The 14190-nt window shown below is 39.6% G+C and carries 16 protein-coding genes and 1 riboswitch; all 16 genes read right to left on the bottom strand.

Features of this window, described 5'->3' with window-relative positions; all coding sequences use genetic code 11:
* Window positions 1–9 precede the first annotated feature (9 nt).
* The gene (locus AM608_RS10245; protein ID WP_009417715.1) at window positions 10–513 is read right to left on the bottom strand and encodes a metallophosphoesterase family protein; all 504 of its coding nucleotides are present in this window, start codon (window positions 511–513) and stop codon (window positions 10–12) included.
* Window positions 510–1268, bottom strand: coding sequence for a ribonuclease III (gene rnc, locus AM608_RS10240; protein WP_009417665.1), 759 nt, complete (start codon window positions 1266–1268; stop codon window positions 510–512). The genes AM608_RS10245 and rnc overlap by 4 nt, the downstream gene beginning before the upstream one ends.
* Before the next feature lie 7 nt (window positions 1269–1275).
* Window positions 1276–2523: a beta-ketoacyl-ACP synthase II gene (gene fabF / locus AM608_RS10235; RefSeq protein WP_009417598.1), complete on the bottom strand. Its 1248-nt coding sequence runs from the start codon at window positions 2521–2523 to the stop codon at window positions 1276–1278.
* A gap of 97 nt (window positions 2524–2620) precedes the next feature.
* A complete protein-coding gene (locus AM608_RS10230; protein WP_002675303.1) occupies window positions 2621–2857 on the bottom strand; it encodes an acyl carrier protein in 237 nt (78 codons plus the stop codon).
* 175 nt (window positions 2858–3032) lie between these two features.
* A complete protein-coding gene (locus AM608_RS10225) occupies window positions 3033–4121 on the bottom strand; it encodes a beta-ketoacyl synthase N-terminal-like domain-containing protein (protein ID WP_053581674.1) in 1089 nt (362 codons plus the stop codon).
* Window positions 4122–4138: 17 nt separating this feature from the next.
* Window positions 4139–4996 (bottom strand): NAD-dependent epimerase/dehydratase family protein, encoded by an 858-nt coding sequence (locus AM608_RS10220; RefSeq protein ID WP_053581673.1) that lies wholly within the window; start codon window positions 4994–4996, stop codon window positions 4139–4141.
* Window positions 4997–5096: 100 nt separating this feature from the next.
* Complete coding sequence (locus AM608_RS10215) at window positions 5097–5468, bottom strand: DUF2809 domain-containing protein (RefSeq protein WP_009417662.1); 372 nt, start codon at window positions 5466–5468, stop codon at window positions 5097–5099.
* A gap of 38 nt (window positions 5469–5506) precedes the next feature.
* Window positions 5507–6163, bottom strand: a complete 657-nt coding sequence (locus AM608_RS10210) for a DUF2461 domain-containing protein (RefSeq protein WP_053581672.1) — start codon at window positions 6161–6163, stop codon at window positions 5507–5509.
* 301 nt (window positions 6164–6464) lie between these two features.
* The gene (locus AM608_RS10205; RefSeq protein WP_053581868.1) at window positions 6465–6995 is read right to left on the bottom strand and encodes a hypothetical protein; all 531 of its coding nucleotides are present in this window, start codon (window positions 6993–6995) and stop codon (window positions 6465–6467) included.
* 52 nt (window positions 6996–7047) lie between these two features.
* A complete protein-coding gene (locus AM608_RS10200) occupies window positions 7048–7509 on the bottom strand; it encodes a hypothetical protein (protein WP_053581671.1) in 462 nt (153 codons plus the stop codon).
* A 52-nt stretch (window positions 7510–7561) separates the two neighbouring features.
* Entirely contained in the window at window positions 7562–8029 is a 468-nt protein-coding gene (locus AM608_RS10195) for a hypothetical protein (protein ID WP_053581867.1), read from the bottom strand.
* A gap of 82 nt (window positions 8030–8111) precedes the next feature.
* Window positions 8112–9245, bottom strand: a complete 1134-nt coding sequence (locus AM608_RS10190; RefSeq protein ID WP_053581670.1) for a clostripain-related cysteine peptidase — start codon at window positions 9243–9245, stop codon at window positions 8112–8114.
* Window positions 9246–9260: 15 nt separating this feature from the next.
* A complete protein-coding gene (locus AM608_RS10185; RefSeq protein WP_053581669.1) occupies window positions 9261–9575 on the bottom strand; it encodes a hypothetical protein in 315 nt (104 codons plus the stop codon).
* A 53-nt stretch (window positions 9576–9628) separates the two neighbouring features.
* Entirely contained in the window at window positions 9629–10072 is a 444-nt protein-coding gene (locus AM608_RS10180) for a hypothetical protein (protein ID WP_009417717.1), read from the bottom strand.
* Window positions 10073–10082: 10 nt separating this feature from the next.
* On the bottom strand, window positions 10083–11705 hold the full coding sequence (locus AM608_RS10175; RefSeq protein WP_053581668.1) for a C10 family peptidase: 1623 nt from the start codon (window positions 11703–11705) through the stop codon (window positions 10083–10085).
* Between the two features lie 94 nt (window positions 11706–11799).
* Window positions 11800–13962 (bottom strand): TonB-dependent receptor, encoded by a 2163-nt coding sequence (locus tag AM608_RS10170; RefSeq protein WP_053581667.1) that lies wholly within the window; start codon window positions 13960–13962, stop codon window positions 11800–11802.
* 95 nt (window positions 13963–14057) lie between these two features.
* Window positions 14058–14148: riboswitch (TPP riboswitch) on the bottom strand.
* Between the last annotated feature and the right edge of the window lie 42 nt (window positions 14149–14190).

The raw sequence follows: 14190 nt of genomic DNA, 5'->3' as shown, positions 1-14190 counted from the left end.
ATTAGTAACTTAATTACCTGTCGTGCTACGAGCTAACTCTATAATCTCTAAGTTTTTAATCTCTCCTGCTTCTATCTCAAAACGAAGCATCGTACGCACGGTTTGCCAACCATAAAGACCAGCAGCTCCTGGGTTGAGGTGTAACAACTGAAACTGTTTATCGTATTGCACTTTTAGAATATGTGAATGCCCCGAGATGAAGAGTTTAGGAGGGCAGGTTAGGATTTCTTGTTTTGCCAACGGACTGTATTTATTAGGGTAACCGCCTATGTGTATCATCAGTACCTCCACGCCCTCACAAGCAAACCGATTTACTTCAGGGAATTGTTGTCGTATCTCTATGCCATCGATATTACCATAAACCCCACGCAAAGGTTTTACGGCTTGCAACGCCTCTATCACTGCCAAATTACCAAAATCGCCACAATGCCACACTTCGTCTGCCTCGCTGGCGTAGTGCAATATACGATCGTCTATATACGAATGAGTATCGGAGAGAAGAAGGATTTTCATTGTACATCTAATTTGTGATGTTGTTTACCCTGAATCTTGTAGCAAGCGCGTTTGGCAGCAATCTCTTCAGCTTTTTTCTTAGACGTAGAACGCGCCCGAGTTACCGAAAAGCCTTGTACGTGCACTTTAGCAACGAAAAACTTAGTCTCAGAACAATCTTCTATATCTTCTTCAGCCTCAAAAGCAAAGTCTAACTTATGTTTTTGACACCATTCTATCAACAAGCTCTTATGGCTAATAACCTTTCCTTCTAAATTCTTGATGTTGATATACGGCAAAATGAGCTCACGCTCAATGAACTTAAAACAAGCCTTATAACCTCTGTCTAAATAAATTGCTCCTATAAGTGCCTCGAAGAGGTTACCAGTGATATTATTACCTAATTGTCGCGGAGTAAGTTTAGTGCGCAAGAAGTCCAAGAGCCTCATATCCTTACCGAGCTGATTGAGGTTACGGCGCTCTACGATTTTAGAGCGCATTTTGGTAAGATAGCCTTCGTCTTGTTCAGGAGCATTGGTAAAAATATAGTCGGCTATCACGGCGCCAAGAATCGCATCACCCAGAAATTCAAGGCGCTCATAGCTCTTACGCGTCGCTTTTTGGAATTGGTAAGAAGGGTGTGTAAAAGCCTCGCTGTAATACGATAAGTTTTTAGGAGGGAATCCTAAAAGCTCTTTGATTTTAGTATAAAAAATCCCGTCTTTCTTCTTAGGAATAAGACGGGGAAAAGTTAATATTTTCTTTAAGCCGAACACTTATAGTTTATATCTTTTTGAATAATAAGCACGCATTGTGTCCACCGAAACCAAAGGTGTTACTCATCGCTACTTTCACGTCGCGATGTTGCGCTTTGTTGAAGGTGAAGTTCAAGCGTTGATCTATTTTTTCATCGGGGTGTTCAAAGTTGATGGTAGGAGGAACGATGCTGTGTTTGATAGCGAGAATAGACGCTACTGCTTCTATTGCTCCCGCAGCTCCGAGCAAGTGCCCCGTCATCGATTTGGTAGAGTTAATATTGATATCGTAAGCGTGCTCACCAAATACATCTAATACTGCCTTAGATTCAGCGATGTCTCCTAATGGAGTAGAGGTGCCGTGCATATTGATAGCATCTACTTCGTTCACTGATACTCCTGCGTCTTTAAGACAGTTAATCATCACGTTTTTAGCACCAAGTCCTTCAGGGTGAGGCGCCGTCATATGGTAAGCATCAGCAGAGAGACCTCCTCCTGCCAATTCGCAGTATATAGTAGCCCCACGAGCCACTGCGTGATTGTACTCTTCAAGCACTACCGCACCTGCTCCTTCGCCTAATACAAAACCATCGCGATTAGCATCAAACGGACGAGAAGCTTTGGCAGGGTCTTCATTGAAAGTAGAAAGGGCGTGCAAGGCGTTGAAACCACCGATTCCAGCAATAGTAACCGCTGCTTCTGAGCCACCTGATACCATCATATCAGCATAGCCAAAACGAATGTAGTTTAACGCATCTATCATAGCATTGGCTGCAGAGGCACACGCTGAGACTGTAGTGAAGTTAGGACCCCTAAAACCATAGCGTATAGAAATCACACCTGCTGCGATATCAGCTATCATTTTAGGTATAAAGAATGGATTAAAGCGTGGCGTACCATCGCCTTCGTTGAAGTTGATTACCTCATTTTGGAAAGTTTCTAACCCCCCAATACCTGAGCCCCAAATTACCCCTATGCGGTCTTTATCAAGCGTATCCATATCAAGATGAGCGTCTTTTACGGCTTCATCAGCAACCACTAAGGCATATTGAGCAAATTTATCGAGCTTACGTGCTTCTTTTTTGTCTATAAAATCCTCGACATTAAAGTTCTTTACTTCGCAAGCAAACTTTGTTTTAAACTTTGAAGCATCGAAATGGGTAATAGGCGCAGCACCGCTCTTGCCGGCTACGAGTCCTTCCCAAAACTCTTGGGCGGTATTACCTATAGGGGTAAGAGCCCCTATACCTGTAACTACAACACGTCTTTTCTCCATATTAGTTTTAACTTTTTAGCATTTAGGTTTAGAACAAAAAGCATTAGGCAGTAAGCTACCAAGTGTATACGTTGATAGCCTACTGCCTATGAGCCAACTATTGTTTAGCGTCTTCAATATATTTGATTGCTTGACCTACAGTTGCAATGTTTTCAGCTTGGTCATCTGGAATTTGAATATCAAATTCTTTTTCAAACTCCATAATCAATTCAACAGTGTCTAATGAATCAGCTCCTAAGTCGTTAGTGAAGCTCGCTTCTGCGGTTACTTCATTTTCGTCTACGCCTAATTTATCAACGATAATGGCTTTAACTCTTGATGCAATGTCTGACATAATTTTCTTTTTTTATAATTTGATAATAATTACTGCCGGCAAAAGTAACACTTTTTTTTTGAAACACAATCTTTTTCGTACAAATATTCTTATTTTTTACTTTTAAAAAGTACAAACCTACTTATTATCATAGATTTATCATTTTATAAATATTCTACTTTTTACTTTGCTTTTTTCACTTTTTCACTATCACACTTATTCCATTTCCGCCAAATCCTACCGCATTAATTAATATATGTTCGAGTTTATCAGGTACAGATTCGGGACTACTAAGGTAAGGCACCCCTTCAAAACAGTTATTCTGTAACATTCGTATTGCCATTGCGAGGTTCTGTGCTCCACTCGCCCCATAGGTATGTCCATGTCGCCATTTATTATTGGTGAGTAAAGGTTTTTCTTCGCCAAAAACCGCTTCTATGGCGTTGAGTTCAGCTTGGTCACCTTTGATAGTACCAGTACAATGGGTTACAATCACATCTATTTTGGGGTTCCCAGCACTTGTCAAAGCACGACGCATAGCTTCTTGTAAGCACTGTCCGTTTTTAGAGAGCGATACGCTATGGGTAAGTTTTTCAGTGGCAAAGCCTATCCCTACGATATAAGCTAAGGCGTTAGGTCGTTCTCCTTTTTCTAAACAGGAACAACCTGCCCCTTCCCCTAACACCATTGTGCTTTGTTTTTTGCTCATATCCATCGCCCTACAAGGATAAGGCAAGGGCAGACTACTGTATATTTTCAGAGCTTTCACTTGTGCAATAGTAAAAGGAGTGAGAGGTGCCTCGCTACCACCTACCAAGAAGCGGTCTTCCATACCACTTTCCAGCCACGCAATGGCATTGGCGACACCGTGTAAAGCGGTAGAGCAAGTAATAGAATGTGAGAGCTCAAACCCCTCATTGCTTAAATCCTGCGCTACCCAAGTGCTGATATTGCCTAAAGTAGTAGTAGGCGAAGCTAAGGTTTGGCAACTGCCTTCTTTCAGAAAATGACTAAAATGCTTTTCAAACAACATTGTTGCTCCTCGCGACGACCCTATATTGATACCAAAACGAACTCCTTGCCAGCCTGCTTGTGCAACAGCTCTTCGTGCAGTATGCAAGGCATAAAGAACGGTAGGGTCTAAGGGCTCATAAGCAGAATTAGAAGCTCTGAGTTGTTCTATAAGTTTTTGGTCACGGTCAGAAAGTCGCCCTTGTGGAATATTATTGTAAAGAGAGAGTGCCTCAGCTGCGAGGGTACTCGCCCCTGTAATAGCTATTTTCATTTCCCGCTTGCTAATTGTTAATTATCAATTGACAATAGTTCTATATATTCTTTAATATGCTTCTTTGCTTGCCAGCCCAAGGCTTCTGTTTTTTGGGTAATAACTTCAGCAGTCATACGGTTACCTTTGCGCTCCGGTAGCATTTGTATCTCGCCCCCAAAAAGCTGAGCAATTTCTAAAACTGTATAAGTCTCCGGACTGCCAATACCATAACCGTCGCCTTTACCTTTTTCACCTACCAAGAGTAAGCCCGCTACTATATCATCTATATGCGTAAAATTGCGCTGTTGAGTACCTGGGGCTACTACCGTGAGAGGCTCCCCTTTCCTCATCTTCTCCTTAAAGAGTGCTATAAGTGTCGCATATTTTCCTGTATTAATTTCGCGTTTGCCATAAACATTGTAGAAATACACAATAGCATAGTTGAGCCCATACCATATACCGTAGTTCTTGATAAGCTCTGTATTCGACGATTTGCTCCAAGCATACGGACTTTGGTCTTTCCCTAAACCGCCGTCACCAAACTTGGTGCTACTACCCGCATACACGAGTTTAGCTCCGTGTTTTCTGCAGAACTCTAATACTTTCAGCGTACCTATTTTATTAAACAACAATACCTTGTCGATATCCTCAAAACTCTGTTCCACCCGTGAGTATTCACCTAAGTGATAAATAATATCAGGTGAAAAACTGATAAGTTCGAAGATATGTTCGGTACTTCCTTCGATATATTGCACCCCTTCTACGTGATTTTCACGCTTACCAGTGAAATAATTGTCTAACGAATAGACCTCGTTGTTAGGGTCTTTGGCAAGAGCTTCACAAAGATTAGAACCTACAAATCCTGCCCCCCCCGTTACTAATATTTTCTTCATTTATCCTAATAATACAACCTTAGTTCAATATAATATTATCCCAATTTTACAATTGCTTTGCGTTACATTATGTAGGGGCGAAATAACCTTTCACCCTCATTTATTTATTCTTACTTGTGAATTGCAAAATAAGACAACCAATGGCGTAACACACCACATCTGCCCACGAAAAGTGATTGCCTAAGAGGATATACCCCAAGCTTCCTCTCGTGAAGCCCAAATAAGTAGCTACCCCCAAGTACTGCATCACTTCTACGGCTACCGCAAAGGCAAATATACCCCAGATGAGTTTATCTTTGTGCTTCACTTTCACGAACGAAAGCACTAAGTAGTACAGCAATATCACTACTAGTACATCGCCTATATAGCCTCTGATAAAGCCCATACTGCTAAACACTGTCGCAATAAGCAGTTCTGCCCCCAACAGTGCCAACGCCCATATAAAGTACTTTTTGTTAAATGTTAGTTTCATATCACACTTACCTAGCTGTCGCTGGCTTTGCCTCTTAACTAAAAGAAACTTTCTCCATTCAAATCCGTCGTCAAAGCTTCTGTCATAAAGTCTAAAAACGGACGCATTGCCAAAAGTCCCTGCACTACTTTCTTATCAAAGTCCTTCGCTGTGGCTTCTTGTCGTGTATAGTCGTGTTTTAAGAGAAACTGCTTTTTGCGCAAATAGGCAATCATCGGGTCGTCTTTCTCAAAACCTTTGGGGGCAGTCTTCACCTCGTCACCCCATAGCTTCCCGTCAAATTCTTTCTTTATCCCCTCACTATTCATCACTTTTTGAAAATCCCCAGCATTGAGAGAAATTTCCTGACGCATACGCAATAAATCTTCTTTGTTAGGGTCAAAAAAACCTCCCCCTATAAAGGTCTCTTGCGGACTAATATGCACGTAATACCCACCGCGGTAATACGGTTGTTTGCGTTGTATATAGCAACCGAAGTGCGTCTTGTAAGGTGTTTTGTCTTTAGAAAAGCGCAAATCGCGATAGATACGGTATATTTTCAGTGGCGCAAGGGTATCGTGCTCAGCAAGCCCAGTATAAATATTATTGAAAAGCAATGTAGCTTCTATTTTAGCACATTCATAAGCCTCCTTATGAGCATCGAACCACTCTTTATTATTGTTTTTAGCGAGGTCTGTAAGAAAAGAAAAAATCATAATACTAATTACAAATGACAAATAACCAATAACCAATAAGGATATCTTTGTTGTTAGAAGTGCAAAGATAGTAAATAATTGTAAATAGAAGACAATTAAATAACTATTTTTTAGTTTAGAGATTTTTACTAAAATTAAGAAATCATATAGTTTTCCCTTAAAAATTTTAAACTTATAAAAGTATGCAATTCAATGTTTTATATAGCCTTTGTATACCTATCGTCCAAGATTCGTTCAAGCTTCCTATAAGCTTTCTATAAGCTAAGCATACCTACCCTATATATAAAAAGTCTTAAAATTTTCAGATTTTCACACTTACCCCCACTTTAAACCAACGTACATTACCTAAAGCCGCTTGACCGTTGATTCCTACTTTTTTGAAGATGAAGTAACGGAAGCCTAAGTGAGCGTTCCAAGCTATAAAATTATTTTCGTGATTGTTTCTAAGACTAATATCATAAGTAGGAGGTGTTATCACACAGCCAGTGTTGCCTGCATTTTCGTAAGGGTCATTGCTTTGCCAAATAAAATAGCCTCCTGAAAGTCCTGCATACCAATCGATAGTAGCACGTTTGCCAAAGTGAAAATCGGCAGTGAGTTCGGGTAGAAAAGAAGTAATGTACTTATCGTTGAAGTTAAAACTTTGACTATTGAACTGAGCACCCACCGAAAACAATGGAGCAAAAGCATAGTGTATTTCTCCAGCATAACCAACTCCTGCATTACCTATTGATGTTTGCACATCAATAAATACATCGCCTTTAGTATAGGCTTCTTGAGCGCTTATTTGCAATGCAAAAAGCAATAGAATAAAGAGTAAGAAGTTTTTCATATTGATTATTTTTTTACCCTTTGGCAGAGAATCCTCTGCCAAAGGGTTAAGGTTATTTTGCTAAATAAGGCACTTCTATTTTAGTACCATCTACACGAATTTCATTCGTAACAACATACTTTCCACATTCTGTATCCTTCATATAACCATTTACTTCTATTTTATAAGTTTTAGTAGCATTCTGCAAATAAAGTGTTTCTATTTTGCCCGTGTAAACATCGTTACTAAAAGGAAGAGTAACTGAAATGTATAAATAAGTCTTTTCTGCTTTGGTGGTTTCAAAACTATTATATTCATACGTCTTTTTCTCTCCTTCAAGTAATTTATATAAGCTAATATTTGCTTTATCAATTTTTCCTTCTTCATTTATAAATTCCTTGTAAAGTTTAGAAGTTTTGTTGATAGCAAAGGTTAATTCAGGAAGGGGGAGAGAACACGCTCTTTCTTCATCTTTCTCTCGACAAGAAATGATACTAACAAACAATAATATTGTAAGATATAATATTCGTTTCATAATACTTATTTTATTACCCTTTGGCAGAAGGCTCTCTACAAAAGAGCTAAAGTTATTTTGCTAAGTAATGATTTTCTACTTTTACACCGTCTACACGGATTTCATTTGTTATGGATACGCGACCACATTTTGTATCTTTCATATAACCATTTACTTCTAATTTATAGGTTTTGGTAGCATTTTGAAGGTAGAGCGTTTCTGTTTTGCCAGTATACACATCATTTTCAAACCAAAGCTGAGTTCCTATATGCAAATAGGTATTTCCTCGAGGGTCTGTTTCATAAAGGAATCCTATTGGATACTCTTTTTTTGTATTACCTACTTGTTTGTATAGGGCAATATGAGTAGAGTCAATATTTCCTCTTTCATTGATAAATTCCTTATGAACCTCAGAGTTTTTGTTTATCCACATACTAAAAGTAGGAGGTGGTGGAGAACATATATAATCTTCCTTATTTCCTTTACTTTCTTTACAAGCTATTAGAAGAAATAATGTTGTAAGGCATAATATTTTTTTCATATAAGGTTTGTTTTTTGAATTACGCAACAAAGGTAGGGAAAAATTAGCAAATTAGCAAATTTGAGAATTAGAAAATTATAAGCTATTTATACGAGAAATGAAACCTTGTAGCTCTATACCACGACAATTGTTTGTAATAGTTGTTTAGCTTTTCATTCTTGCCAAACAAATAGACACTCAGCCCGTTGCAATGTGTAAGCGCAATATTAGCAAATCTTGGTGTGTGTCTTTCAATTTTACAAAACTTTTGCCAAATAGGTTCCATAGCCACACTGGCTTTGCTCTCCAAAAGCACTTGTTTGAGGTCAAACAAATACTTTTCGTTATTCCTACTGTATTGTTGCAAATGGGCTAAAGACAACTCAGAAGTGTTGAGTTGTTTGCAGAAAGAAGCTAATGCTTCCAACTGCTCACTATCTACCAAAGTAACCGTAGCCGACTGTCGTGCGCCCTCCAAAGCATTGTAATAGTTGTAGTAAGCTTCGGTTGCTTTTTCTAATTGTAATTTCCCTATAAGGTAAGGCAATAGGTGATGATAAGGAAAACCATCGGCAAGAATTTCGGCAGGCGAAGCAATAAAATAACGGGCAGAATGTCGTAATTCATAGAGCACCTCTACCGACCCCATAAAGCAAGCGTCAAAAAGGATATAATCAAACCGATAAGGGTTTAAAACTTCCGCAAGGTCAGGAAGCTCTATAGCCCCCTCTCGCGGACTCATATCTTTCCCAAACGATTTTACCTCCACTCCTGATTTGTTTTCGGTTTCTATATGATAACCTTCTGGTAGCCACGCATTGCCGTGCGACCAAAGCACAAGTCCTTTATAACGATTGTCGCCTTTGTAATAGCCTAAAGCATCTCTCAACACATTGCTCATTACGGTTTTATCAGTTGAATTTTGTTCGGGGTAAGAAGCGATGATTTTAGAGGCTATTATCTCGGTGGTATCGTGTACAATTTCTAAAAGTATAGGGTGTGAAGGCAAAACGGTAGAAGTATTGCTATCGATATACAGCAAGAGTTTGTCTCTTCCGTTAGGAACAAACCCGCGTTCTATTTCGTTGAGGTCTTTTAAGGCATAGGGAGCGAGGTCGTTATCAGCAACCATATACACGAGTGTGATTTCGTGAGGAGGTAAAGGCTCAGGAGTTGGGCTATCTTTTTGGCAAGAAAGTAACCCCAAGCCAATAAGAAGCAAAGAGTAATAACGCATAGTTTAACAAAATGGTTAATGAGTAATGTAGATTTTTCCTTTAGGACAGATTTCAATAGTGAGCTCAGCCGTACTGCCTTGTATTTGTACTGTGCTTTCCAAGCGTAGGCGTGAAGCCGTGATAGCTACTACTTTATAAGTATCTTTAGGTAAAGTAAATGCCTTAGAAATAGTATTGGGTGATAGCTTTTCAGAAAAATACTCACCTACCGAAACGGTTACTGCTTCAAAATAGCGATTTTGTACGTGCAGGGTATAGTTTTCAGGCTCTATGGCTTCTTTAGAGCAAGATAGGGCAACGACTGCCAATAGATATATAAGGTAACGCATAGAAAAATGGTAAAAACCTCTGGCAGGGGGTGTTGCCAGAGGAGTTAAGGTTATTATTTTGCTAAGTAAGGTACTTCTATTTTAGTGCCATCTACACAAATTTCATTAGTAACTGCATACTCCCCACATTCACCACTTTTCATATAACCATTTACTTCTATTTTATAGGTTTTAGAAGCGTTTTGAAGGTAGAGGGTTTCTGTTTTTCCTGTATATACATCGTTTGTGAACCAAAGTTGGGTTGTTACTACTAAATAATCATTATTAGCAGTATAGTACAACCTAACATCATACGGTTTCTTTGTGCTATTCACTTGTTTGTAGAATGCAATATGAGCCCTGTCAATCTCTCCTTTTTGATTGAGAAAATCCTTGTATAACTCAGATGATTTATTTATGAGTAAATAGAATTCAGGAGGAGGAGTTGAACAATCTAAATCTCTTTTGCAATAGGTTAATGTTATTAACATTATTGCTAAAAATAAAAACTTTTTCATAGGACAATGATTATTTAATATACATAGTTTTTATGTCGTATTGGTAATTCCCTTCGGAACCTGATTTATAAGTATTTGAGGAACTGTGACGTCCTTTAGTGTCAAAAATACCAGCGTGATACCAACCTGTACTACCACTATAGCCATAAGTACTACCTCCCCAACCGAAATTATTATGTATTAATTCTATAGACTTAGAATCCGTTTGAACAACTACTTTTGTAGTTTTTTCTAAGCCTCTCCATATAGGACATTCAATATAATAGGTAATTCTTTCATTCTGATATACATACCCATCAAGTAACCAAGCGTGTCCACCATCGTAGGTGTTGTAGAAGTTTATGCCTAAAAGGCGATGTTCTTTCTTTTTACTTTTGCCCCTTATATAAACAGGATTGTTATTTACTATTTGTTGAACAACTAAGTCATTGTTATAATCACTTTGCTGAGCTACTATATACCCTAATTCTATAAAGGTTTCAATAGCTTTTACTATATTTGAACCACTACTACCACAGCCATAATCCATATTCAAGAGATCACCATCACCTAAATAAGCTAACAAATGTTGAATATCTTCTACAGCAGTTGGGTTACTTCCCACGCTATAGTTATCAATAGAAGAAAACATAGCGCCAGCATCCACTTTGGTCATATCGTTCCAATGCATTGTTCTACCTTTGAAAACAGCTGGTTTTTTATAATAGGCTAACATTTGTCCTACAGCTACAGCTACACAGCCTACTGGAGCTTCTTCATTTTTAGTGCATTTTACTGGTACTTTATCATTATAATCTCTACTTTGTTCCCATAGCGTTTTTATTAATGGAGCTTTAACTACATTTGTTTTCAATCCGGTAGATTCTGTTTTTAGCAGTACCCCTCTATGGTCATCTTCGTCTTGCTTTTCATCCAGACCTGTTGAAATACGTCTAGGTCCCACATAAGCACAAGTACGAAGAAGGTCAGGAGTGCCTTTGCTAATTATCCTCTTCCCATTTTCATCAAAGTAGCCTTCTTTAATCAGTTCTGCTTGTTGTTCTTTAGAAAGCTGTTTAAAAATGGCTTCTTCGGCTTGGGTAGCCAATTTCTCTTTATTAGCTTCAAAAGCGGCACGCTGTTCTTCTATATATGCCTGCATATAGCTAAAGAGTATCGCTTGACCTGGGTTGCTAATAGTATCACCGAGATGTCCGTAGGAATTATAGGCTAATACGCTAGGAATACGCTTATCAGCTGAGGTAATTACATAACCTTGGTTATTGGCAAAGTTTACAATGTACACATCGGCTTGTTCGGGTTTTGCGTTGCCTTTTGTGGGTACGTAAGGCTTACGAGTGTTGCCTTTTACTACCTCAATCGAGCCAATTTTTAAGGGAGCTTTGGTAACAATACCCTCTACTTCACGCATTTGTATAGCGGTAGCGAGAGCGGTTTCTTGGGCTTCTTCTGCCGAAATATGAGTTTGCCCTGTGAGAGCTACCCAACCTAAAAGTCCGTTGTCAGAAGCTTTCGTTTCAGTATTGGGTAATACTGAAATATCTGTGTCGGTTGCGAACGGGGCGTCAGCCTCTTCGCGTTGGCAGGAAAAGAAGAGTCCTGCTACGATAAAAACAGATAAAAACTTTCTCATATAAGGTTTGTTTTTTATTCGCGACAAAGATAATAAAAGAAATGGAAACTTCAAAACAAAGTAACAAAACATAGCAGACTTTATCTTTTATCTCCTAAAAACTGAGCGTTACGCCTGCTAAGTAATTCGCTTCGGCAGCGGGAATATACACCATTCCGTAGCCGTTATCGCCGTAAGGAGTGTATTTGGTATTAAAAATATTATTACCCATTACCGAAAACAATACCGATTTGAAAGTGCTTTTAGGTTTCCACTCATATTGCAAACTGAGGTTATTCACGAAATAAGCATCGAGCTTTGCTCCCTCACGTTCGGTGTTATCTACATATTGTTTGCTCACATATTTAGAAATTAACCCTATTTGAAAACCCTCAATAGGTATAAAAGTAATGGTATTACCGAGCACTACATCGGGAGAATACGAAATGCGAGTATCACCCCAGCTAATGGTGCGAGTGGCTACCTCAGCATCCTGACTCTTATAATCTCTGTTTATATTTTTGCTAAAAGCTACGTTAGGCGACCACAACCAACGCTCTGAGAGTTGCACCATCGCATCGGCTTCAACTCCTGCACGATAGCTCTTACCTACATTCTCACGGATAGGATAACCAGTACTGTTGAGCTTCCCTGAAAGCACTAATTGGTCTTCATAGCCCATATAATACCCATTGAGATTCAAACGCACTTTGGGGGTGGTGAGTCGCCAACCGAGTTCGATATCGTTTAGCTTCTCGGCGATAGGTTTTTTAGCATTAGGGTCGTCCTGTAAGGCTTCGTAATAGCTCTTGTAATCGGAGCGGTTAGGCTCTTTGGTAGCACGAGCATAAGAGAGGTAAAGGTCGTTATGTGCATTCAAGAAGAAGGTAATACCCGCCTTAGGGTTGAAACTGTTAAGGCTTTCGTCTATTTTGTATTTATTCGCCTTATACCCTACGTGACGGAATTGTACATCGGCAAACAGGCTCCATTTAGGGGCAAATTGCCAAGTGACTTTGCCATAGCCTGCTGCTTCTTCTTTGGTGTTGAGCCCTTCGTAACTATAACGATTGCCATACACAAAAGGCGCTTTTTCTGCCCATAGCAAATCCTTGTAATGCGACCCTTCATAGCGATTGAGCAATCCTCCAAAGAGCAGTTGCACGCCGTCTTTCTGATAGTTTGCCGAAAAGGTAGTACCCCAGAAATCGTTGTTCAATCCTTGTTGGTGAATGATGTATGCTTTTTGCTCCTTGCCTGCCCCATCGAGCACTTTGGGCAAGCCTACCTTAGAGTATTTTTTCTCCTCATAGTTCTCCCAATAGCCTTTGCCTTTGGTGTAATGGAAGGAAAGTTGTGTATGCCACGCTGTATTCCACTGTTGTGTCCAGTGCAGTTGGGCGTGGTCTTGCTGATAGTTATCAGTTTCGTTGTCGTAGAAACGTTTGTTACCTGCAGCATCTTTGTATTCACCCGCGGGATTATAACGGCGATTGCTATTCAAAGTCTCTTTATCTACTCCCAGATAAGTGAGATAGACACTTTGTTTGCCTCCAAACACCAATCCTTTGATGAGCGTCCCCCCGTGGCTATAAGCGCCTTGTAAGAAGTAGGATTTAAGGTCGGAGGAAGCGCGATCGCGATACCCATCACTCTTGATAACAGAAAAGCGTCCGTTGAGCTCAAAACGGTCATTGAGTTTTCCAGTGGAAAGTTTAAGGCTGTGTTTGTGTGTGTTATAGCTACCGTAGAAGTTGGCGAGTTCCCCTGATGCCTGCTCTTGTACGGCATCGGTGAGGACGTTGAGGCTTGCGCCAAAAGCTCCTGCTCCATTAGAAGAGGTTCCTACCCCGCGTTGCAATTGTATGCTCTCGGCAGAGGAAGCAAAATCGGAGAGATTGTACCAGAATACCCCTTGTGATTCGGAGTCGTTGAGCGGTACCCCGTTGATAGTAACATTAGTACGGTACAAGTCGCTCCCGCGTACAAACATATTGCTACTACCAAAGCCCGAACCATCTTCGGAATAGCTCACCACATTAGGTAACTGAGCTAACAACAAAGGCAATTGCTGACCGAAATTTTTGGTCTTGATTTCCTCCTTAGAGAGGTTAGAAAAGGTTACGGGAAGTTTTTTGGCAGCCCTCACGGACGATACTAATACTTCGTCTAACTGAATGGGCTTAGGTGAAGGGACGATAGAGTCAGGCTCTATTGTCTGTTGTGCCATTGCCGATGTAGTAAGGCAAATAGCAGTGTACAAAAGTACATTTTTCATTGTAAAATAAATATTTACAAATAAAAGAGGCTATTATTTGGTGTGTTAATAAAATAAAAAAGCCTGTTTATGCTACCCAAAAGCAAAAACAAGCTCCAATTGCTTAGTTTCATTCCTTCAACGGGATTATCCGTTCAAGTTCAATGGGTATAATCTCAGCCTGTTACAGCACCCCTTATGAGACGGCGCAAAAGTACAAATAAATATCAAAACCGCAAATAATACGCT

Source organism: Capnocytophaga sp. oral taxon 323 (assembly GCF_001278825.1).
GTDB classification, from domain to species: domain Bacteria; phylum Bacteroidota; class Bacteroidia; order Flavobacteriales; family Flavobacteriaceae; genus Capnocytophaga; species Capnocytophaga ochracea.
Note: the sequence above shows the minus strand (reverse complement) of the source record. Positions and strands in the feature narration are given on the sequence as shown.

Coding starts and splice junctions, on each gene's coding strand:
- AM608_RS10225 (WP_053581674.1), bottom strand. CDS start 4,121: ATGAAAATAGCTATTACAGGGGCGAGTACCCTCGCAGCTGAGGCACTC.
- AM608_RS10175 (WP_053581668.1), bottom strand. CDS start 11,705: ATGAGAAAGTTTTTATCTGTTTTTATCGTAGCAGGACTCTTCTTTTCC.
- AM608_RS10170 (WP_053581667.1), bottom strand. CDS start 13,962: ATGAAAAATGTACTTTTGTACACTGCTATTTGCCTTACTACATCGGCA.
- AM608_RS10195 (WP_053581867.1), bottom strand. CDS start 8,029: ATGAAAAAAATATTATGCCTTACAACATTATTTCTTCTAATAGCTTGT.
- AM608_RS10205 (WP_053581868.1), bottom strand. CDS start 6,995: ATGAAAAACTTCTTACTCTTTATTCTATTGCTTTTTGCATTGCAAATA.
- AM608_RS10215 (WP_009417662.1), bottom strand. CDS start 5,468: ATGAAACTAACATTTAACAAAAAGTACTTTATATGGGCGTTGGCACTG.
- AM608_RS10210 (WP_053581672.1), bottom strand. CDS start 6,163: ATGATTTTTTCTTTTCTTACAGACCTCGCTAAAAACAATAATAAAGAG.
- AM608_RS10220 (WP_053581673.1), bottom strand. CDS start 4,996: ATGAAGAAAATATTAGTAACGGGGGGGGCAGGATTTGTAGGTTCTAAT.
- AM608_RS10190 (WP_053581670.1), bottom strand. CDS start 9,245: ATGCGTTATTACTCTTTGCTTCTTATTGGCTTGGGGTTACTTTCTTGC.
- AM608_RS10185 (WP_053581669.1), bottom strand. CDS start 9,575: ATGCGTTACCTTATATATCTATTGGCAGTCGTTGCCCTATCTTGCTCT.
- AM608_RS10245 (WP_009417715.1), bottom strand. CDS start 513: ATGAAAATCCTTCTTCTCTCCGATACTCATTCGTATATAGACGATCGT.
- AM608_RS10200 (WP_053581671.1), bottom strand. CDS start 7,509: ATGAAACGAATATTATATCTTACAATATTATTGTTTGTTAGTATCATT.
- fabF (WP_009417598.1), bottom strand. CDS start 2,523: ATGGAGAAAAGACGTGTTGTAGTTACAGGTATAGGGGCTCTTACCCCT.
- AM608_RS10180 (WP_009417717.1), bottom strand. CDS start 10,072: ATGAAAAAGTTTTTATTTTTAGCAATAATGTTAATAACATTAACCTAT.
- AM608_RS10230 (WP_002675303.1), bottom strand. CDS start 2,857: ATGTCAGACATTGCATCAAGAGTTAAAGCCATTATCGTTGATAAATTA.